General features: G+C 67.4%; 18 protein-coding genes and 1 pseudogene. 8 read left to right on the plus strand and 11 right to left on the minus strand.

Annotation, left to right across the window (positions count from 1 at the left end):
• Positions 1-16: 16 nt before the first annotated feature.
• On the minus strand, positions 17-547 hold the full coding sequence (locus UAA55_RS16345; RefSeq protein ID WP_322954029.1) for a SixA phosphatase family protein: 531 nt from the start codon (positions 545-547) through the stop codon (positions 17-19).
• Between the two features lie 210 nt (positions 548-757).
• On the opposite strand from UAA55_RS16345, the gene UAA55_RS16350 reads away from it, so the two are divergent.
• From UAA55_RS16350 to UAA55_RS16360, 3 genes are all read left to right on the plus strand, one after another.
• Positions 758-2,941 carry an RNA degradosome polyphosphate kinase gene (locus UAA55_RS16350; RefSeq protein WP_322954030.1) on the plus strand — a complete coding sequence of 728 codons (2,184 nt, stop codon included), beginning with the start codon at positions 758-760 and terminating at the stop codon, positions 2,939-2,941.
• A 31-nt stretch (positions 2,942-2,972) separates the two neighbouring features.
• Positions 2,973-4,505: a Ppx/GppA family phosphatase gene (locus UAA55_RS16355; protein WP_322954031.1), complete on the plus strand. Its 1,533-nt coding sequence runs from the start codon at positions 2,973-2,975 to the stop codon at positions 4,503-4,505.
• A gap of 91 nt (positions 4,506-4,596) precedes the next feature.
• Positions 4,597-5,253, plus strand: coding sequence for a hypothetical protein (locus UAA55_RS16360; RefSeq protein ID WP_322954032.1), 657 nt, complete (start codon positions 4,597-4,599; stop codon positions 5,251-5,253).
• Positions 5,254-5,281: 28 nt separating this feature from the next.
• On the opposite strand, the gene UAA55_RS16365 is transcribed toward UAA55_RS16360, so the two are convergent.
• On the minus strand, positions 5,282-5,719 hold the full coding sequence (locus UAA55_RS16365; RefSeq protein ID WP_322954033.1) for a helix-turn-helix domain-containing protein: 438 nt from the start codon (positions 5,717-5,719) through the stop codon (positions 5,282-5,284).
• A 528-nt stretch (positions 5,720-6,247) separates the two neighbouring features.
• Here UAA55_RS16365 and UAA55_RS16370 point away from each other — a divergent pair.
• Positions 6,248-6,724 carry a hypothetical protein gene (locus tag UAA55_RS16370; RefSeq protein WP_322954034.1) on the plus strand — a complete coding sequence of 159 codons (477 nt, stop codon included), beginning with the start codon at positions 6,248-6,250 and terminating at the stop codon, positions 6,722-6,724.
• Positions 6,725-6,844: 120 nt separating this feature from the next.
• Here the strand turns inward: UAA55_RS16370 and purF are convergent, their stop codons facing one another.
• The 3 genes from purF to radA form a co-directional block, all read right to left on the minus strand.
• Positions 6,845-8,299 (minus strand): amidophosphoribosyltransferase, encoded by a 1,455-nt coding sequence (gene purF, locus UAA55_RS16375; RefSeq protein WP_322954035.1) that lies wholly within the window; start codon positions 8,297-8,299, stop codon positions 6,845-6,847.
• Between the two features lie 61 nt (positions 8,300-8,360).
• Positions 8,361-9,059 carry a CvpA family protein gene (locus UAA55_RS16380; protein WP_145748694.1) on the minus strand — a complete coding sequence of 233 codons (699 nt, stop codon included), beginning with the start codon at positions 9,057-9,059 and terminating at the stop codon, positions 8,361-8,363.
• 6 nt (positions 9,060-9,065) lie between these two features.
• On the minus strand, positions 9,066-10,493 hold the full coding sequence (gene radA / locus UAA55_RS16385; RefSeq protein ID WP_322954037.1) for a DNA repair protein RadA: 1,428 nt from the start codon (positions 10,491-10,493) through the stop codon (positions 9,066-9,068).
• A 240-nt stretch (positions 10,494-10,733) separates the two neighbouring features.
• Here radA and UAA55_RS16390 point away from each other — a divergent pair, with 240 nt between their 5' ends.
• Together UAA55_RS16390 and UAA55_RS16395 are read left to right on the plus strand one after the other, a co-directional pair.
• The gene (locus UAA55_RS16390) at positions 10,734-12,110 is read left to right on the plus strand and encodes an amidohydrolase family protein (protein ID WP_322954038.1); all 1,377 of its coding nucleotides are present in this window, start codon (positions 10,734-10,736) and stop codon (positions 12,108-12,110) included.
• 236 nt (positions 12,111-12,346) lie between these two features.
• Positions 12,347-12,715, plus strand: coding sequence for a hypothetical protein (locus UAA55_RS16395; protein WP_322954039.1), 369 nt, complete (start codon positions 12,347-12,349; stop codon positions 12,713-12,715).
• Between the two features lie 153 nt (positions 12,716-12,868).
• On the opposite strand, the gene UAA55_RS16400 is transcribed toward UAA55_RS16395, so the two are convergent.
• The 6 genes and pseudogenes from UAA55_RS16400 to cysQ form a co-directional block, all read right to left on the minus strand.
• Positions 12,869-13,663: an ABC transporter ATP-binding protein gene (locus tag UAA55_RS16400; protein ID WP_322954040.1), complete on the minus strand. Its 795-nt coding sequence runs from the start codon at positions 13,661-13,663 to the stop codon at positions 12,869-12,871.
• A pseudogene (locus UAA55_RS16405) lies at positions 13,660-14,429 on the minus strand (MlaE family ABC transporter permease). The gene UAA55_RS16400 and the pseudogene UAA55_RS16405 overlap by 4 nt, the downstream one beginning before the upstream one ends.
• 106 nt (positions 14,430-14,535) lie before the next feature.
• Positions 14,536-15,660: an alanine racemase gene (gene alr, locus UAA55_RS16410; protein WP_322954041.1), complete on the minus strand. Its 1,125-nt coding sequence runs from the start codon at positions 15,658-15,660 to the stop codon at positions 14,536-14,538.
• Between the two features lie 19 nt (positions 15,661-15,679).
• The gene (locus UAA55_RS16415) at positions 15,680-17,182 is read right to left on the minus strand and encodes a replicative DNA helicase (protein ID WP_322954042.1); all 1,503 of its coding nucleotides are present in this window, start codon (positions 17,180-17,182) and stop codon (positions 15,680-15,682) included.
• Positions 17,183-17,338: 156 nt separating this feature from the next.
• Positions 17,339-18,655 carry a cyclopropane-fatty-acyl-phospholipid synthase family protein gene (locus UAA55_RS16420; protein ID WP_322954043.1) on the minus strand — a complete coding sequence of 439 codons (1,317 nt, stop codon included), beginning with the start codon at positions 18,653-18,655 and terminating at the stop codon, positions 17,339-17,341.
• A gap of 128 nt (positions 18,656-18,783) precedes the next feature.
• On the minus strand, positions 18,784-19,584 hold the full coding sequence (gene cysQ / locus UAA55_RS16425) for a 3'(2'),5'-bisphosphate nucleotidase CysQ (RefSeq protein ID WP_322954044.1): 801 nt from the start codon (positions 19,582-19,584) through the stop codon (positions 18,784-18,786).
• Positions 19,585-19,817: 233 nt separating this feature from the next.
• On the opposite strand from cysQ, the gene UAA55_RS16430 reads away from it, so the two are divergent.
• Positions 19,818-20,375: a thermonuclease family protein gene (locus tag UAA55_RS16430; RefSeq protein ID WP_322954045.1), complete on the plus strand. Its 558-nt coding sequence runs from the start codon at positions 19,818-19,820 to the stop codon at positions 20,373-20,375.
• A 220-nt stretch (positions 20,376-20,595) separates the two neighbouring features.
• Positions 20,596-20,814, plus strand: a complete 219-nt coding sequence (infA, locus tag UAA55_RS16435; protein ID WP_044559220.1) for a translation initiation factor IF-1 — start codon at positions 20,596-20,598, stop codon at positions 20,812-20,814.
• Positions 20,815-20,819: the final 5 nt, after the last annotated feature.

Consider the following 20,819-nt stretch of genomic DNA (forward strand, 5'->3'; position numbering starts at 1 on the left):
CCTTCGGGCCCGGCCGTCACACCGGCGCCACCTCCCGCGGCGTGATGAATTCGGCCAGACGACCGCTGCCGGGGGCCAGGTCGCTCCAGCGGTCGATGGCGAATTCCAGCCGTGTCAGCGCGCCGGTGGGGTATTTTTCCATGATGCGGGTGCGAAGGGGGCTCTCTTCCGGGTGGGCCAGTTCCAGCGCCAGGTCCTCCAGCCCCGGGTTGTGGCCGATCAGCAGGACGGTGGCCGTGGGATCGGCCAAGGCGCGCAGGCGGTCGGCCAGGGCGGGGGCCGATGCCATATAAAAGACGCGGTCCACGCTCATGGGTGGCGGCTCGTGCCACAGGGGCAGGAGGCCCGCCAACGTGGCCCGGGTGCGGACGGCGGTGGAGCAGAGGATGAGGTCGGGCCGGGGTGTTCCACCCTTGCGGCGCCTAAAATAGTCGGCCATGGTCGCTAACGCGCGCTCCCCCCGTGCCGACAGGGGACGCTCATGATCAGGGACGCTGTCATCGTCCCAGGAGGATTTCATATGCCGGAGCAGGAACAGGGTCTTCACGTGACATCCCCCAGGATGGACCGGCTGCCCGAGCCCGCGGTGCATCCGGCGGCCCCGGAAAAGAAAAAGGTCATGACAACGAAAACAACGGCATCGACGGCGAAGGAACGAGAAACGGTAACGTTGGCGGCCTATGGTGATCGATCCGATACCGATGCTGTGCCCGATACCTTTCCTGACCCCGATACCTTTCCTGACAATGAGGCGACCATGTCCACGGCGGTGGAAACCCCGATCCGCGAAGTTGAGCCCGCTCCCATCGATATGACCTCGGCGGACAGGTTCATCAACCGCGAACTGTCGTGGCTGGCCTTCAATCAGCGTGTCCTGGAAGAGGCGTACAACGCCCAGCACCCGCTGCTGGAGCGGCTGCGCTTCCTGTCCATTTCCGCCAGCAACTTGGACGAGTTCTACACGGTTCGCGTCGCGGCGCTGAAGGCGCAGGTGACGGCGGGCGTGGCCACCCCTTCGGACGACAACCTGACCCCGGCGCAGCAACTGGCCGCCATCAACGAGCGCGCGGCCGAGCTGATGCGCGAGCAGCAGGCCTGCTGGCTGATGATGCGCGCCGATCTGGCCAAGGCCGGCATCGCCGCCATCGACCCCAGCGACCTGACCCCGTCGGAGACCGACTGGCTGGAAGCCAAGTTCCTGGACGACATCTTCCCGGTGCTGACGCCCATCGCCGTCGACCCGGCCCACCCTTTCCCCTTCATCGCCAATTCCGGCTTCTCGCTGGCCGTCCAGCTGTTCGACCCGGCGCGCAACACCCACCTCGACGCCCTGGTGCTGCTGCCGGCGCAGCTGGACCGCTTCGTGCGCCTGCCGGGCAACGATGTACGCTTCATCCTGCTGGAAGAGCTGGTGCTGCTGTTCATCGACCGGCTGTTCCCGCCTTTCACCCTGAAGGGCCACGGCTTCTTCCGCGTGCTGCGCGACAGCGACATCGAAATCGAGGAAGAGTTGGAAGACCTGGTCCGCACCTTCGAGACGGCGCTGAAGCGCCGCCGCCGCGGCAGCGTCATCCAGCTGTGCGTCAACGCCGGCATGTCGCGCGACCTGCGCGACTTCCTGGCGGGGCAGCTGCATGTGCCCACCGACGACGTGTTCGTGCTGGACGGCCTGATCGGGTTGGCCGAGACCAAGCAGCTGATCATCGACGAACGGCCGGACCTGCTGTTCCAGCCCTACAACGCCCGTTTCCCGGAGCGCATCCGTGATTTCGGCGGCGACTGCTTCGCCGCCATCCGCCACAAGGACATCATCGTCCACCACCCGTTCGAAAGCTTCGACGTGGTGGTGCAGTTCCTGCGCCAGGCGGCGCAGGACCCGTCGGTGCTGGCCATCAAGCAGACGCTGTACCGTACCTCCAAGAACTCCCCCATCGTCGCGGCATTGATCGAGGCGGCGGAAGCGGGCAAGAGCGTCACGGCCATGGTGGAGCTGAAAGCCCGCTTCGATGAAGAGGCCAACATCCGCTGGGCCCGCGACCTGGAGCGGGCGGGCGTGCAGGTGGTCTATGGCTTTGTCGACCTGAAGACCCACGCCAAGGTGTCGCTGGTGGTGCGCCGGGAACAGAAGGGCCTGCGCTCCTACGTTCATTTCGGCACGGGCAACTACCACCCCATCACCGCCAAGATATACACCGACCTCAGCTTCTTCACCTGCGATCCGGCGCTGGTGCACGACGCGGCCCACATGTTCAACTACATGACCGGCTACGCCACGCCCAAGGCGCTGGAGAAGATCGCCATCGCCCCGGTCGGCCTGCGCGACCGGCTGGTCAGCCTGATCGACGCGGAGATCGCCCATGCCCGCGCCGGCCGCCCGGCGCAGATCTGGGTGAAGCTGAATTCCCTGGTCGACGCCCGCATCATCGACAAGCTGTACGAGGCTTCGCAGCAGGGTGTGAGCATCGACATGGTCATCCGCGGCATCTGCTGCCTGCGGCCGGGTGTGAAGGGCCTGTCGGAAAACATCCGGGTGAAGAGCATCGTCGGCCGCTTTCTGGAGCATGGGCGCGTGGTCTGCTTCGGCAACGGGGTGGGCCTGCCGCACCCTGGCGCCAAGGTCTTCATCTCCTCCGCCGACTGGATGCCGCGCAACCTGGACCGCCGCATCGAGACGCTGGTGCCCATCGAGACGCCGTCCTGCCACCGTCAGGTGATGGACCAGATCATGGTCGCCAACCTGAAGGATGAGGCGCAAAGCTGGCAGTTGAACCCCGATGGCGAGTATCATCGCGTCGAAGCTCCGTTGGGCGCCTTCAACGCCCACACGTTCTTCATGACCAACCCCAGCCTATCGGGGCGGGGCAGCAGCGCGGTCACCGATCCCAAGGGGCCGACCAAGCTGTTGCTGAAGGCGGCCAAGGCCGCCAAGCGCGCCGACTGAACCGCCTGCCTTATAGCCCGTACCGGATGCCATGCCCGTGAAGTTTGACCGACCTGCCCCTGAACGCCACGTCGGCGCCGACCGGTTGGCCGTCATCGATATCGGCTCCAACTCCATGCGGGTGGTGGTTTATGACCGCCTGGAACGTTCACCCATCGCCATCTTCAATGAGAAGATCATGTGCGGGCTGGGCCGGTCGGTGGAGAAGACCGGCAAGCTGCATCCCGACGGCGTGAGGCTGGCCCTGGCCAACCTGGCCCGCTTCCGCCGGCTGATCGAGGGCATGCAGGTGGGCCGGGTGGACATCCTGGCCACCGCCGCCGTGCGCGACGCCAAGGACGGGCCCAAGTTCGTGGCCGAGGTCGCGGCGCTGACCGGCGTTCCCGTCACCGTGCTGGCGGGGGAGGAGGAGGCGCGGCTGTCCGCCATGGGCGTGCTGTCGGGCACGCCCGGCGCCGATGGCCTGATGGGCGACCTGGGCGGCGGCAGCCTGGAACTGGTGACCCTGGACAAGGGCGTCATCGGCCGCCAGGCCACCCTGCCGCTGGGTCCCCTGCGCCTGATCGAGGCGGTGGAGGGCAAGCCGGGATCGGCCGCCAAACTGATTGACACCCAGCTGGCCAAGCTGCCCTGGGCCCTGGATGGCCGGGGGCGCGAGTTCCACCCGGTGGGCGGCGGTTGGCGCGCGCTCGCCAAGATGCATATGGAGCAGACGGGCCACCCGCTGCACATCATCCATCACTATGTGGTCGATGCCCGGGTGATGGCCGACTTCGCCGGCCTGGTGGGGCGGCAGAGCCGCGCGTCGCTGGAAAAGATGCCCGGCGTGTCCCGCCGACGGCTGGAAACCCTGCCCATGGCGGCCCTGGTGATGGAGCGGGTGCTGCGCACCGTGCAGCCGTCCAATGTCGTTTTCTCCGCCTACGGCCTGCGTGAAGGCTTCCTTTTCGACCAGCTGTCGGCCGAGGAACGCCGGCGCGACCCGCTGATCGACAGCTGCACCCAGGTGGCGGAGCGGCTGGGCCGGTTCGGCGAGGCCGCCACCCTGACGCAATGGACTGCGCCGCTGTTCGTTGGCGAGGATGAGGCGGCCGCCCGCCTGCGCACGGCTGCCTGCCTGCTGTCCGACCTGGGTTGGTCCGAACATCCCGACTATCGGGCGGAACATGCCTATCTGCGGGTGTTGCGCATGCCTTTCGCCGGTGCCGACCATGCGGAGCGCGCCTTCCTGGCGCTGGCCTCCTTCGTGCGCTATGCCGGCACCACGGACGGCCAGCCCCTGGGCCTGACCCGTTCCCTGTTGTCGGAGGCGCAACTCAGCCGGGCCGTGATCGTGGGCCTGGCGCTGCGCCTGGCCCACACGTTGACCGGTGGCGCCGCCACGCTGCTGCAGCGTACGGCCCTGCGTCTGACGCCCGATACCCTGACGCTGCTGTTGCCCCGCGACGCCGCCATGCTGGACGGCGACGCCGTGCAGCGCCGCCTGGACGCCTTGGCCAAGATCCTGGGCCGCAAGGGCACGGTGGTCGTCCAGGGGCCGGCCCTCGCGGAGGCGGGGGCCTGAGCGACAGGTGGCGCCGGGGCTTTCCGTTGGAAAGTAGGGGCTCCGCCCCATATAAAGTCAGCCCCGTTTCATTCCCGCCCGGACCGCAGCCATGGCTTTTTTCCCCCGACGTGTCTCCAGCCTGGGTATCTGGGCCTTGGGTATCCTGATGGCGCTGTCGGCTGGCGCTGTGCCGGCCCGGGCCGACTTCCTGCCCCCCGCGCGCCCGGGCGAGACCGATCCCATCATCCAGCAGGTGCTGAATTGCTGGAGCTATGGCCATCGGCCCAACGCCAAGGGATCTGGCGTGGGGGTCGGCGGACAGAACCTGGTCTGCGCCCATGGTGAGGCCAAGACCACCGTCATGAAGGACACCATCGCCCGCATCACGTCGATCGACGCCCAGACCCTGGTGATCTGGTCGCAGGGGGGCGGCGACCCTCAGGCGGCGGCGGATTTGGCGCAGACCATCGTCGACCGGGGCATCACCGTCATCATCGACGGCCCCTGCGCCGGCCCCTGTGTCTGGTGGCTGGCGGCGGCGCCCAAGCGCCTGGTGACGCCGGAGGCGGTGTTCGACTTCAGCGCCGGGCCGGACGCGCCACCGGCGGTGGTGGACCGGGTGCGCCAGGCGACGGGCATCGATCTCAACGCCCTGCGCCAGACGGGCGGTCCTCGCCAGCCCCGCGACGAGGCCGCCTTGCGCGCCCTGGGGCTTGGCGTCACCCAACTGCCGCCTATCGTGGCGGTGAAGCCGACACCCACCTGAGGTGCCGGCCAGCCCTCAGGGCGTCTCTTCAATCCCCGGGGCTGGAGAGATCCTCACGCGCCTGTTCCAGCGCGTAGCGCAGGGCACCGCGCCGTTCCCGGTCGTCCGGGATGGCGATCAGCCGGTCATAGATGCGGCTGATCACCTGGCCCTGCTCCGTCGGCATGGGGCGCGACCCGTCGCGGAGGTAGAGGGCCAGCACCCCATCGATGATCTGGCTCAGCAGCTGGGGATCCAGCCCCGGCCGATTGCCGGTCAGGTGCATGGTGCCGTGGCCTGTCAGCAGCCAATCCACCGAGATGTCCAGCTCCAGCAATCGGGTCAGGGTTTCGCCCTTGGGCAGCTTGCCCAGGCGCTCATACCCCTGCCAGGTGTTCACGCCCAGCGTGAACCGGGCGGACATGCTCTTCTGGGTTTCGCCCAGGTGTTCGCGGACCTGGCGCAACCTATCCTTCAGTCCCGTCATGGCGTCGCGCGCAGCCCTTCAAGGCGCGGGCGGAGGGAGGGGGGAGTGGGGGCAAGAGAACGACGCCAGCACGAAATTTTGTGCTTCATTGGCACGAAAAAACGTGCCATGTTCAATCTCGCGTTCAGTCTGAACACTCCTTGACCACTCCTGATGTCACGGGGTCGCATACGGGCGCCGGTGTCCGGAGCGACCATGGGGATGGCGCTCCAAGGCATCGTCGTTGTTGGGGACTAAGACGGTTGATGGGATAGGGGCGCGCAGGCCGCGCGCCACCCGGGGAAGACGCAGGCGGTCGTGACGGGCGCACCCGGAGGGTGCTGAAAAAAGTCCCAAATCAGGCCGGCAATCCTCCTGGGGCCAAGCCACCATCCAAGTGCGCGCAGCTTCTCCCCTGAGCGGTACATCCGTTCAGGTAAAAGTTTGATTAAGACCTGATAGAATAAAGCTCCCGGACCTGATCGCAACGCCCAATCTGCATCAACACAGCAGGCCGGAGCCTTTGCCTATCGCGGTAGGATAGGGTTAATGCACAGGGCTGATTACCGGCTTTTTCCGCAACTGCGGTTAATATGCATTATCTATAGTGGGGACGTGGATGGGAATGAAATAGCGGACCACATCGGCAAGATCATAGAAGACGGCGTTGTTGGCCGTACCTGGAATTGTTTGGTTGATCTGCGATCATTCATGGGCAACATCCATCATTCCTCTTTGGAGCGGATGTCCAAGTTACTTAACGAAAAGCAAGAGCCGGGGGCGCTGAAGCGATCCACGGATGAGGATGGCAGTCGGGTCGCTGTTGTAAGCTACAACGCTGGCCAGAAATTCTTGGTCAACTTGGCCCGTGTTTATATGCGGGGCTATGATCTCCGGTATTTCTCCGACATGAGGCAGGGCTTTGCTTGGGCGTCCGGGCAGGATGCCTTGCCACTGGAGATGAGGTCCCTGGACTGGCATTTGGAGAAAGCGGGGGGCGACACCCCGTTCAAGCCCCGGCGATAGGCGTGGAACATCCACGAGACCGCTTGAGGCGGGATGGGGATGGGGGAATCGAAACGCCCCCGGAAGAGGCACTTCCGGGGGCATTCGTTTGTGCGCGCAACCGCTCGGGCGCCGAAGCGCTCAGGCCCGGCGCTCCGCCAGGAAAGCGACCTCGCCGCCCGGCGTGCCCTCGTAGTCGGTCAGTGGGATGGGATAGTCGCCGGTGAAGCAGGCGTCGCAATATTGCGGATCGCCCGCGTCGCGGCCGGCATGGCCCAGCGCCTTGTACAGACCATCGTTGGAAATGAAGGCCAGGCTGTCGGACCCGATATAGCGGTTCATCTCCTCGACCGACAGCTTGTGGGCCAGCAACTTCTCCTTCTCCGGCGTGTCGATGCCGTAGAAGCAGGAATGCCGGGTGGGCGGGCTGGAGATGCGCATGTGCACCTCCTTGGCGCCGGCAGCCCGCATCATCTCCACGATCTTCACCGAGGTGGTGCCGCGCACGATGCTGTCATCCACCAGGATGACGCGCTTGCCCTGGATGTAGTGCCGGTTGGCGTTGTGCTTCAGCTTCACGCCCAGGTGGCGGATCTTGTCGGTCGGCTGGATGAAGGTGCGGCCGACATAGTGGTTGCGGATGATGCCCAGTTCGAACGGCACACCGCTTTCCTCGGCGTAACCAATGGCGGCCGGCACGCCGCTGTCCGGCACCGGGATGATCACGTCGGCGTCCACATGGCTTTCCTGGGCCAGATGCGCGCCGATGGCCTTGCGCACCTTGTAGACGCTGGACCCTTCGACCAGGCTGTCGGGGCGGGCGAAGTAGATGTATTCGAAAATGCAGAAGCGGCTCTTTTCCGGCTGGAAAGGCCGCAGGCTCTGCACGCCGGCGGCGGTCAGCACCACCATCTCACCCGGCTCGATATCACGCACGAACTCGGCGCCGATGATGTCCAGGGCGCAGGTTTCCGAGGCCAGCACGGGCGCGTCGCCCAACATGCCCAGCACCAGCGGCCGCACGCCGCGCGGGTCGCGCACGCCGATGATCTGGTCCTTGGCCATGGCCACCAGGGAATAGGCGCCCTCCACCTGGCGCAAGGCCTCGACCATGCGGTCGATGACGCTGCCGCCGCGCGCGGTCGCCATCAGGTGGACGATGACCTCGGTGTCCGTGGTGGACTGGAACAGGCAACCACGGCGCACCAGTTGACGGCGCAGCGCCATGGCATTGGTCAGGTTGCCGTTGTGCGCCAGGCCGAAGCCACCGAATTCGAAATCGGCGAACAGCGGCTGCACGTTGCGCAGGGCGGTGTCGCCGGTGGTGGCGTAGCGGACATGGCCGATGGCGGCGTTGCCTTTCAGGGGGCGCATGACCGCTTCGGAACTGAAGTTGTCGCCGACCTGGCCAAGGGCGCGATGGACGGCGAAATGCTCCCCGTCAAAGGCGACGATGCCGGCCAACTCCTGGCCGCGATGCTGCAGGGCGTGCAGGCCCAGGGCCACCAGGGCGGCCGCGTCCGTGGCGCCCAGGATACCAAAGACGCCGCATTCCTCGCGCAACTTGTCGTCGTCGAAGGGGTTCGTGGTCAGCATGAGCGGTCACCGGGCGCCTTTCGCGCGAGGTTGGTACGTTGCGGTCCGTTGCGAGGAACCCTTACTCCGGCTTCCTCTTATCGACGGAATTCTCGATCAACTGATCAAGCCCCGTGCGTTCGCGGTCGTTATAGCCCTGTTCACCCGGCTTGGCACCCGCGTTCACCGCAGGGGTGATCGCCGGGGTTTGAAGCCGTTCCAAGTCCTGCTTGGCGGCCAGGGCCCGCTCGGCTTCCATCCGGGCGGCGTCAATTCGTCCTTCACCCTCGTGGCGCAGGTCGGATGGCGCCAGGGTGCGCAGCATGTCCGCCCCGGCCTCCAGCGCCGGCCGGGTGCGCGCGTCACGCAGCCAGTCGGGCTTGTTGTCCGGCCAGATGTAGCCCATCAGCATGTAGCCCAGGCTGACCAGCACGGCGCCGCGCACCACCCCGAAGCCGAAGCCCAGCGACCGGTCGATGGCCGACAGGGCGCTGTCGCTGACCCGGCCCGCCAGCGTATGGCAGATCATCTGCAACACCAGCAAGGCGGCCACGAACAGGGTGATGATGGCGACGCCGTCGGCAATCATCTGCCGCTCGATATGGGCGCGCACGAAGGGTTTGACCAGGGGGAAGGCGTACAGCGTGACCAGGGCGGCCCCGACCCAGGCGCCGATCGACAGCACCTCGCGCACGAAGCCGCGGGCGAAGGCCAGCAGGGCCGAGAGCACGACGATGATGACGACGGCGATGTCCAGGGGGTTCAGACCATTGATATCCATGATGCCTCAGCCCCGCCCGCTGCCGGATACGGCCTTGGGTGTATTCTTGGGCGGTGCGCTTTTCTGTGCGGGAGCGGCCTGGAACAGGGGCAGCAGGTCCGACAGGTGGTGCAGCTCGATGCGGCGCATGCCGGCATCGCCGCCCGACCCCTTACGCCGGGTGGGCACCAGCGCCGTGCCGAAGCCCAGCTTCGCCGCCTCCTTCAGCCGCGTCTCGCTCTGGCTCACCGCCCTGATCTCCCCCGACAACCCGATCTCTCCATAAACCACCGCGTCGGCCGGCACCGGCTCCCCCGTCAAGGAGGAGACCAGGGCCGCGGCCACCGCCAGATCCGCCGCCGGTTCCGTGACCTTCAGGCCGCCGGCGACGTTCAGATACACATCATTGGCGCCGATGGCGAGGCCGCAGCGCGCCTCCAGCACCGCCATCACCATGGCCAGGCGCGCCGTGTCCCAGCCGACCACCGCGCGGCGGGGCGTGCCCAGGGGTGAGGGAGCGACCAGGGCCTGCACCTCCATCAGCACGGGGCGGGTGCCCTCCATCCCGGCGAAGACGGCGGTGCCGGTCACGTCGCCGCGCCGTTCCGCCAGGAAAATCTCCGACGGGTTGGCGACCTCGCGCAAGCCGTCCTCCGCCATCTCGAACACGCCGATCTCGTCCGTGGCGCCGAAGCGGTTCTTCACCGCGCGCAGGATGCGGAACTGGTGCCCCCGCTCCCCTTCGAAATACAGCACCGTGTCCACCATGTGCTCCAGCACGCGGGGGCCGGCGATCTGGCCGTCCTTGGTGACGTGGCCCACGATCAGCAGGGTGATGCCCCGGCGCTTGGCCACGCGGATCAGTTCCGAGGCCGAGGCGCGCACCTGGGCCACCGTGCCGGGCGCGCTGTCCAGCGTATCCACATACATGGTCTGGATGCTGTCGATGACCGCCACGCGCGGGCCGTCGGCCGCGTCCAGGGAGGCCACGATGTCACGCACGTTGGTGGCGGCCGCCAGGTTCACCGGTGCCGCCGCCAGGCCCAGCCGCAAGGCGCGCATGCGCACCTGGTCCACCGCCTCCTCGCCCGAGATATAGGCGCAGGACGTGCCCTGGGCCAGGCGGCAGATGACCTGCAGCAGCAGGGTGGACTTGCCGATGCCGGGATCGCCGCCCACCAACAGGGCCGAACCGTGCACCAGGCCGCCGCCGCACACCCGGTCGAATTCCTGGATATGGGTCAGGCGGCGCGGCGCCTGCTCCGAGACGCCCGACAGCTCCACGAATTCCAGCCGGCGGCCCTGCATCTTGTTGCCAAGACCCTTGGGCGCCGCCTCGGGGGCAGCCTCCTCCACCAGGGTGTTCCAGGCGCCGCAGCCCTCGCACCGGCCGCTCCACTTGGGGTGGGATGTGCCGCAGCTCTGACAGACGTAGCGGTTGGTGTTTCGGGCCAAGGGACGGGGTTCCTGACGGGTGTATTGCAGGCGCCATCATAACAGTTCGGAGGCTCGGGCCGCCACCTCGGCGCCGGTTATACAGCCACTAGATTTAGGGGGTAGGGGCGTGTGGAACGCACGACAGAATGGTCTTGGGGCCCCTATCGCCCCGCCACGAACGGCCGCCCCCGCGAATTGACAGCGGGCACCGCCGCGCCCACAGTCGCCAGCGCCCGTTCCCTGTCTGGATGTACCGCTTTGAAGCCCGTCGCCACGCTTCTCCGCTCCGCCCTGCTGGTCTCGTCCGTACTGGTTCCGCCCATGGCGGCGGCGCAGGAGACGCGGTCGGCGCCCGAGGCGGTGGTGATCTATCGCGGCGCCACCCTGATCGACGGCACGGGGGCGCCGCCGCATGCCGGCATGGCGGTCGTGACCAAGGGCCAGGACATCGCCCTGGTGGCGCCCATGGGTCAAGTGCCGGCCGAGCTGGCCCGGGGCGCCACGGTGGTGGACGCCAGCGGCCTCTACGTCCTGCCCGGCCTGATCGACACCCATGTGCATCTCGCCACCGTGCCCAACCGCAAGGCTGAGGAGGCGCTGCTGCGCCGGGCGGTCTACGGCGGCGTCACAGCGGAGCGCGACATGGCGGGCGACACCCGCGCGCTGGCCGACCTGTCGCGATCGGCCTTGCTGGGCGAAATCCCGGCGCCGGACATCTACTACACGGCCCTGATGGCTGGCCCCAGCTTCTTCAAGGACCCGCGCACGGCGGCATCGGCCAAGGGCGAGACGCCGGGTGAGGTGCCGTGGATGCAGGCCATCACGCCCGCCACCGACCTGAGGGTGGCGGTGGCCTTGGCGCGCGGCACCGGCGCCAGTGCCATCAAGATTTACGCCAACCTGCCGGCCGACCTGGTGGCCGGCATCACGCGCGAGGCGCACGCCCAGGGCTTCCGCGTCTGGGCCCACGCCATGGTCTTTCCCGCCACCCCGGCGGAGGAGATCGAGGCGGGCGTGGATGTGCTGTCCCACGCCTGCATACTGGCCTACCAGGCCTTGCCGGTGAAGCCGACGCGGTACCATGACCGCGCGCCGGTGGACTCGGCCCGTATCGGCAACCCCGACCCCGTTCTGGCTGGGCTGTTTGACGGCATGAAGCGCCACGGCCAGGTGCTGGACGCCACCGTGCGCGTCTATGCCGAGGGCGACAAGCGCTGGGCCGGCAAGCCGAACCCGCCCGGATCCTACTGCCCCGGCGAGTTGGCGGCCCGCATCACCGCCCAGGCCCATGCCGCAGGCGTGGCCGTTTCCGCCGGCACGGATGGCGAGACGCCCGCCGGCGATGCCTATCCCGCCCTGTATGAGGAACTGGAGCTGCTGGTCCGCCAGGCCGGCTTCACGCCCCTGGCCGCCATCCAGTCCGGCACGCAGATAGGTGCCCGCGCCCTGAACCTGGAGTCCCGCATGGGCACGGTGGCGGCGGGCAAGCTGGCCAACCTGGTGTTCGTCGCCAAGGATCCGACCCAGGATATCGCCAACCTGCGCAGCGTCGTCTACACGGTGAAGCGTGGGCATCGGTACAACCGTGCGGACTTTCGACCCATTGCCCCGGATGAGGCTGGTGATGTCGACTGAACAAGTGACTCCAGGAAGGGTCGGTGTGGGGCGGCATCCAATATTGGCGCCGCCTTCCTGCTACCTATGTAGCTAAGTCGGTTACGTTTTTGAAATTGTGACCGGTAAAATGATCATGCCGGTAAAGTTTCAGCTGTGTTACCCCTTCCGCCGTCCTCGTTTCCGGTGGCAGTGCGGAAATGTATAAAATACAGCATAAATTGATTCCTTCATCCAGGGTCATCTGTGTTCTGATCATGGACGATGTCGGCGGGGAAACCATCGCCGATTACATTGAGGAAATCTTGGCCTGGAATATGGATGTCGCCACGTGGAACAGCGTGACGGACCTGCGGCTGCATGTCGGCAACGTATCGCCAGACGCCATCCGCCGCATGGGAGCCATAATGGGCGAGGCCATGCGCGGCCGTGCCGGCGGCCGCGCGGCGGTGGTCAGCCATAACGCCGGCCTGCGCTTCCTGCTGAACCTGGCCCGCCTGTTCATCACCGGACATGAGCTGCGCGCCTTCAGCGACATGGCCACCGCCTATGCCTGGGCAGCGGGGCGGAAGATCGACCTGCCGGCGGAAATGGCCACGGCCGGCTGGGGAAGGGTCGCGGCTTAGCGCGTATTCCCTCAATCGCCGGGCGGGCGCATCCGCGCCCTGGCTTCCTCCCTTTTCAGTCCGCTGACGCTCCCCGAAAAGGTCCGGCGGACGCGGTCGCGTCCCATTTTGAGGCGGCAATGAAGTCGCCCGCCGTCTGAGGGCAAAGCAAAACTACCCCAGCTTCACCTGCATCTGGATCGGACCCACGGCCCGGCCATGGATGAACTGGTCGACGTAAGCGTTGCCGCTGTCGTCGATGGCGCTGGTGGGGCCCTGCCAGATCAGCTTGCCCTGGTACAGCATGCCGATGCGGTCGGAGATCTTGCGGGCGCTGGCCATGTCGTGGGTGATGGTCAGGGCGGTGGCGCCCAGGTCGCGCACGCACTTCACGATCAGGTCGTTGATGACGTCGGCCATGATGGGATCCAGGCCCGTTGTCGGCTCATCGAAGAAGATGATTTCGGGGGTGGTGGCGATGGCGCGGGCCAGGCCCACGCGCTTCTGCATGCCACCCGACAGCTCCGCCGGGGACAGGTTGGCGACATCGGAGCCCAAGCCCACCGCGGCCAGCTTCTCGATGGCGATCTCGCGGGCCTGGCTTCGCTTCATGCCCCGGCCCTGGATCAGGCCGAAGGCCACGTTCTGCCAGACGGGCAGGCTGTCGAACAGCGCGCCGCCCTGGAACAGCATGCCGAACTTGGTCATCACCCGGTCGCGGGCGCGGCCGCCGATATGGGTCGTCTCCTCCCCATCCACCCTGATGGTGCCGGCGTCGGGACGCAGCAGGCCCAGGATGGACTTCAGCATCACCGACTTGCCGGTGCCCGAGCCGCCGATGATGACGAAGGACTTGCCCTTGGCGACGCTGAGGTCCACGCCGTCCAGCACCTTCTTCGGGCCGAAGGCCTTCTTGACGCCGACGAGTTCAATCTTGGGGGTGCCGGAGTGGGGGGATACCGTGCTCATGAGAAGAACAGCCCCGTCAGCAGATAGTTGATCATCAGGATCATGATGGAGGCGGAGACGACCGCGTACGTGGTGGCCGCGCCCACGCCCTGGGCGCCACCCTTGGAATGGTAGCCGTTGTAGCAGCCCATCAGCGCGATGATGAAGCCGAAGGCCGCCGCTTTCACCAGGCCGGAGACCACGTCGATGGTCTCCAGGTACTGCGCCGTGCTGGTGAGGTAGGCCGAGGGGTTGAAGCCCAGGCGGTAGATGCTGACGACGTAGCCGCCGAAGACACCGATGATGTCGGCCACCAGCACCAGGCAGGGCAGCATCAGGGTGCCGGCTAGGATGCGGGGCGCCACCAAGTACTTGAACGGGTTGGTGGACAGGGTGGTCAGCGCATCGACCTGTTCCGTCACCCGCATGGTGCCGATTTCGGCCGCCATGGCGGCGCCCACTCGGCCCGCCACCATCAGCCCGGCCATGACGGGGCCCAGCTCGCGGGTGATGGACAGCACCACCACGGTGGCGATGGCGCTGGAGGCGTTGAAGCGGGCGAAGCCGGTGTAGCTCTGCAACGCCAGCACCATGCCGGTGAACAGGGCGGTCAGGCCCACCACCGGCAGGCTGTTGTAGCCGATCTCCCGCATCTGCTGGACCAGCAGCCGGGGATAAAGGGGGGACGGACGCAGTGCGACAGGCCGCGCGCCGTGAATAGGGCCAACCGCCCGGTGGCGGCCAGGAACACCAGGGTGGCCCGGCCGATCCCGCTCAAGAACCCCATCCGCTCCGCTCCTCAAGTCATTGTACGAGGCCGTGCCGGACGCCCGGCAGGCAAGGGACCAACATCGACAACCGCCAAACGCCCCTCGCGGGTGCAGCGCGAAAGGTCACGCCCCCTGATACACGCGGCAAAACCTCCGGCCAAGCCCTGTTAGGATCTCATAGCCGATGGTGCCGGCATCCGCGGCCACGTCGTCCAGCGGCCGATCCGGCCCGATCAGCTCGGCGAAGGCGCCGGGAACCAGGGCGTCCGGAGGGACTCGCGTCGCATCCACGCTCAGCAGATCCATGGATATACGGCCCACCACGGGGGCGCGCACGCCGGCGATGGTGACATGGCCGGAGGACCCCAGTGCCCGGCAGTAGCCGTCGGCGTAGCCCACGGCGATGGTGGCCAGGCGCGCCAGCGCCGTGGTGCGATATGTCGCGCCATAACCCACCGTGGCCCCGGCCGGCACGTCCCGCACCTGCAGGATGCGGCCCAGCAGGCGCAGCGCCGGCGCCATGGGGTTGGGGGCCTCCGGAGTCGGGTTCACGCCGTACAGCGCCGCCCCGGGCCGCACCAGGTCATGCAGCAGAGCCTGCTCGCGGAAGATGCCGGAGGAGGCGGCCAGGCTGCCCGGCGCCCGGGGCAGTCGGGCCAAATGGGCGCGAAAGCGGGCGTCCTGCTCGGCGGCCAAGCCGTCGCCGGCGACGTCGGCGCTGGCCAGGTGGCTCATCCAGCCCGAAAGCGTCAGGCCATCCAGCAGGGCCGGCTCCTCGGCCAGGCGCCGCGCGTCTTGATCGTCCAGGCCCAGGCGGTTCATGCCCGTGTCGATGTGGATGAAGGCGGGCAGGGCGCGGCCAAGCTCCACCGCCGTGGCCCGCCAGCGGGCGATGTCGTCCAGGCTGTTCAGGACGGGCGTGAGGCCCAAGGCCGCCATTTCCCGCTCCGTGCCCGCCGCGGGCCCGTGCAGGACCAGGATGCGCGCGTCCGGCAACGCCGCGCGCAGGGTGGCCGCCTCTTCCAGGTCGGCGACGAAAAAGCTGCGGCAGCCGGCCCCGGCCAGGGCCGTCGCCACGGGCACGGCGCCCAGGCCATAGCCGTCGGCCTTGACCACGCCGGCGCATTCCACGGCGCGGCCGGCCCGCTGGGCATGGTCGCGCAAGGTGCGCCAATTGCCGGCGATGGCGCTCAGGTCGATGGCCAAGACGGCGCCGGCGCCTGCCGGCACCTGGCTGGGAAAATCCACGGACGGCACCCCCGGGGCCTCAGTAATCGTCGCCCGCCCCGGCCAGGGCATGGTGGGTGTCGAGGTCGGAGAAGCGGGTGAATTCGCCATGGAAGTGCAGGCGCACGGTGCCGACGGGGCCGTGACGCTGCTTGGCGATGATGGCCTCGGCCGTGTCATGCACCTCTTCCAGGCGCTGCTGCCAGCGCTGGTAACGGTCGTTGAACTTGTCCTCCGCCTCCTCCGGGCGGCGCGACGGCTCGGCGCGCTCCAGATAGTACTGCTCGCGGTAGACAAACATGACCACGTCGGCGTCCTGCTCGATCGAGCCCGACTCGCGCAGGTCCGACAGCTGGGGGCGCTTGTCCTCGCGGTTCTCCACCTGGCGCGACAGCTGCGACAAGGCGATCACCGGCAGATCCAGCTCCTTCGCGATGGCCTTCAGGCCGCGCGTGATCTCGGAGATTTCCTGCACACGGTTGTCGGTCTTGTTGATCCCGCCGCCGCGCAGCAGCTGCAGATAGTCGACCACGATCATGCCCAGGCCGTGGGTGCGCTTCAGGCGGCGGGCGCGGGTGCGCACGGCGGTGATGGACAGGGCCGGCGTGTCGTCCACGAAGAACGGCACCTTGGAGATATAGTTGCTGGCCTCGATGAAGCGGGGGAAGTCGCTGCCATGGATCTCGCCACGGCGGATCTTGTCGCCGCTGACCTCCGCCTCGTCGGCCAGGATACGGGTGGCCAGCTGTTCCGCCGACATTTCCAGCGAGAAGAAGCCGACAGGCGCGCCTTCCTTGCCGCTGCTCTTCATGTGCGCGCGGGCGGCGTTGAAGGCGATGTTGGTGGCCAGGGCCGTCTTGCCCATGGAGGGGCGGCCGGCCAGGATGATGAGATCCGAGGGATGCAGGCCGCCCAGCTTGCCATCCAGGTCGCGCAGCCCCGTGGTGACGCCGGTGACGTGGCTGGACCGCTTGTAGGCCGCCTCCGCCATCTCGATGGCGGCTTTCAGCGACCGTTCGAAAGGGATGAAGCCGCCCTGGGCGTCGCCGGTGGAGGCGAGGTCGAACAGCTTCTTCTCCGCCTCCTCGATCTGGTCCGTGGCAACCACGTCCAGGTCGTGTTTGTAGGCGGCGTTGACCATGTCCTCGCCCACGTCGATCAGCTGCCGGCGCAGGTAGGCGTCATGGATGATGCGGCCGTAGTCCTCGGCGTTGCTGACGGTGACGACGCCGGCGGCCAGGCGGGCCAGGTACTCGGTGCCGCCGATCTCCTTCAGGTCGGCGTCCTGCTCGAAATAGGCCTTCAGCGTCAGGGGGCTGGCGATCTGCCCCCGTTCCACCAGCTTGGCGATGGCGGCGAAGACGCGGCCGTTGGCGGGGTCGAAGAAATGCTCCGGCCGCAGGAACTCGGCCACCTTCTCCAGCGCCTTGTTGTTGACCAGGGCGGCGCCCAGCAGCGCCTGCTCCGCCTCCAGGTTATGGGGCGGCGTGCGGTACGGCAACGCGCCGGTGGGGGCGGCCGGATCGGTCAACTTGGTGTCCATGGGCATCAGTGTAGCAGCGGGGGAGGCATGGCATAGCCGGCCGCCGCGCGCGCGGCAAGTGCAACATGCGGATGGATTTTGTCCACAGGGGGATAATCACGGGGATAACGGCGGGATAAGGCGGCCGAACCTCGCCCTTATCCCCATGATTTCATGTTATTCCGCCACCATCGCCGGCGTGTGGGCGCGCGACGCCATGGCTTCCTCGGCCTTGTGGATATAATCCCGGGTGAGGGGGACGGCGGCCAGCGCGTTGGACAGCTGGATCTGGAAAACCATGTGCCCCTGGTAGCGGAAGGCGCACTCCGACCCCGCCAGATAGAATTCCCACATGCGCACGAACCGCTCATCATAAAGCGCGGCCGCCTCGTCGGCCCTCGCCAGGAAGCGATGCCGCCAGGCGCGCAGGGTCTCGGCGTAATGCAGGCGCAGGATTTCGATGTCGGTGGTGACGATGCGCGCCTTCTCCACCGCCGGCATGACCTCGGACAGGGCCGGGACGTAGCCGCCGGGGAAGATGTACTTCCGGATCCAGGGATTGGTCGCGCCAGGTCCGTCCAGACGGCCGATGGAGTGGATGAGGGCCACCCCCTCCGGCGTCATCAGGTCACGCACCGCGGCGAAATATTCGGGGTAGTGGGGCAGGCCCACATGCTCGAACATGCCCACCGAGACGATGCGGTCGAAATGGCCGCCATAGCCCTGGCCTTTCAGGTGGCGGTAGTCCACCAGCTCGAACCTCACCCGGTCGGTGACGCCCTCGTCGACGGCGCGCTGGCGGGCGACGGCCAACTGTTCTTCCGACAGGGTGATGCCCAGGATCTGGGCGCCCGGCACCCGGCGGGCGATCTCCAGCGCCATGCCGCCCCAGCCGCAGCCGATGTCCAGCACCTTCATGCCGGGCTCCAGCCGCAGCTTGGCGATGATGTGGCGCTTCTTCAGGCTCTGCGCCTCCTCCAGAGTGGTCTCCGGCGTGGGGAAGTAGGCGCAGGAATACTGGCGGTCGCTGTCCAGGAACAGGGAATAGAGCTTGCCCGACAGGTCGTAATGGTGGGCCACGTTCGCTTTGGACCGTTGCGCCGGATTGAACTGCTGGGCGTACCGGGTCAGCGTCTCTATGGGGCCCATCAGATGGCCGGACCAGCCGATATGCTGCCAGCCGCTGTTGCGGGTGACCAGGGCCAGCAGATCGTAGATGCTGCCCTCCTCCATCACCAGCGTGCCGTCCATATAGGCCTCGCCGGCGTACAGGCGCGGGGCCAGGGCCAGCTTCCAGTGCAGGCTGGGATCGGTCACGCGCGCCGTGACGGGGCCGTAGCTGGCCGGCCCCCCGTCGGCGATGCCGCCCGGGCTGATCCCACCGTGAAGGCCTTCAGGGTCGCGCCGGCCGAATTCGTAGCGGCGGCCATGGGCGTCGATAAGCGTGAGATGGCCGGTCTTGATCAGTGACCGGAACAGGCTGGCCAAGAGCATGCCGAAGGCTCCCTCGTCTCAAATCACCTGCATATCAAAGACATGTAGGTAGTCTGCGAGCAGGGCGCCAGAGGATTTATTAGCTCTAAGATTTACTCAAAAGGGCAGGGTTTGCCCTTGCTTCGGCCCTACTTCCCGTGGGCGATGAAAGGACCGTTACGGAAGCCCGTCTTACCGTAGCGGAATGGGTCGCCCTCGGGGGTGGTCATGCCGCCGCCGGCGGCCAGCAGCACGGCGTGGCCGGCGGCCGTGTCCCATTCACAGGTCGGCCCGAAGCGGGGATAAAGGTCGGCCACGCCCTCGGCGATGCGGCAGAACTTGACGGAGCTGCCGCAGGCCAGCGTCTCGGCCACCGAATAGGCCTTGAGATAGGCCGCCAGCGCCTCGTCATTGGCGTGGGAGCGGGAGGAGACGACCGTGACGCCGGCCCGCGGCTGCGGCCGGCAGGCGATGGCCTCGCGCTCCCCGCCCGCGCGTTGGCGCCAGGCCAGGGGCTTGGGCGCCAGGGACCCGGCGAACAGCTCGCCGCTGGCGGGGGCATAGACCACGCCCAGGACCGGCTGGCCCTTGTCCACCAAGGCGATGTTCACCGTGAACTCGCCGTTGCGCTTGATGAACTCTTTGGTGCCGTCCAGCGGGTCCACCAGCCAGAAGGGCTGGCGGGCCGCCACGGCCGGAATCTCGCCCCGCTCCGCCGCCTCTTCCGACACGGCCGGGATGGCGGGCGTGAGCCGGGCCAGGCCGGGCAGGATGACGGCCTCGGCGGCGTGGTCGGCCAGGGTGACGGGGCTGCCGTCCGACTTGGCGGTAGCGCCGTGGTCGCCCTCGTAGAAGGGCAGGGTGGCGTGCCCCGCCTCCACCGCCAGCGCCGCGATGTCATCCAGCAGGGCGACAAGGTCCATACGGGAGAGGGCGGGGGCGGTGGTCATGGGGCCAAGCCTATCTCTGTAGTGTTGCGGGGCTGATCGGCGAGGGGAATAGTGCATCCGGCCCCCGCTCAGCAACAGTCCAAACCCGGATGTCCACGCGCGGCTCTCATGCGTGGCCCCGTCGAATTTTAAGCCAAATTTTAAGGGGCGGGATTATGGGCGGCGGCCGGTCCGCGCCGCAACCCGCGCAATGGGGGCGGAGGCCGGCGGCGGGTGGTGCTAAACTGGGACCCATGAGACCGACGCTCCCTCTCCTCATCGCCATCCTTGCCCAGTCCGCCGCCGCCCTGGCCGCCGCCCCGCCGCCCGTGGGCGGCGGGGGCGATGTCATCGAGGGACATGCCCAGGCGACGGAAGGTGACACCCTGCTGGTGGATGGGGGGGAGATCAGGCTCTACGGCATCGACGCGCCCGATCCCGGCCAGACTTGCCGGAACCGGCGCGGCGCTAGCTATGACTGTTTCGCCCAGGCGACCAAGGAACTGCAGGCGATCGTCCAGGACAAGATCGTCCGCTGCACCACGAAGGAAAGCCCGCCCAAGCAGCGGCGCCTGGGGGTGTGCACGGTGGAGGGTCGGGATGTCGCCGGCATCATGGTCCGGGCCGGGTGGGCGCTGGCCTACACCGCCCTGACGCCGGACTATTACAACACCCAGGTCCTGGCCATGAGCCATCGCGCCGGCATGTGGGGCGGGCGGGTCGAGCCGCCCTGGCTATGGCGGGACCGGCAGGCGGCGCTGGAGGCCGACGCCACCGGCAAGCCCAAGAAGAAGCCTTCCGGCCAGCCTTGAGTGTCGCCGACGCGGCCCGCGCCCGCATTCCGCCACCGTCCCGGCCCACTTGATTGGCGACAGGCGGATGAGGGTGGCCGGGCCACAGTGCCGCGCAAAGACGCGGGCGCACCCCTGGGGTCGCCTGGAAAACACTTGACCGCGACCGCCAGGGCCATCACCTATGTCGCCGAAATTGCGCGTATCCCGCAGTCCACTCGTTTTTTCCTGAAAGGAAGTTATGTCGAAGGAGGATTTGATCGAGTTTTCCGGCACGGTGACCGAACTGCTGCCGAACGCGATGTTCCGCGTCAAGCTCGATAACGAACACGAAGTGCTGGCCCACACCTCCGGCAAGATGCGCAAGAACCGCATCCGCGTGCTGGCGGGAGACCGGGTCAACGTCGAAATGACGCCCTACGACCTGACCAAGGGCCGCATCACCTTCCGCTTCAAGTAAGCGGA

The organism is Nitrospirillum guanabarense (assembly GCF_034653355.1).
Lineage (GTDB): Bacteria > Pseudomonadota > Alphaproteobacteria > Azospirillales > Azospirillaceae > Nitrospirillum.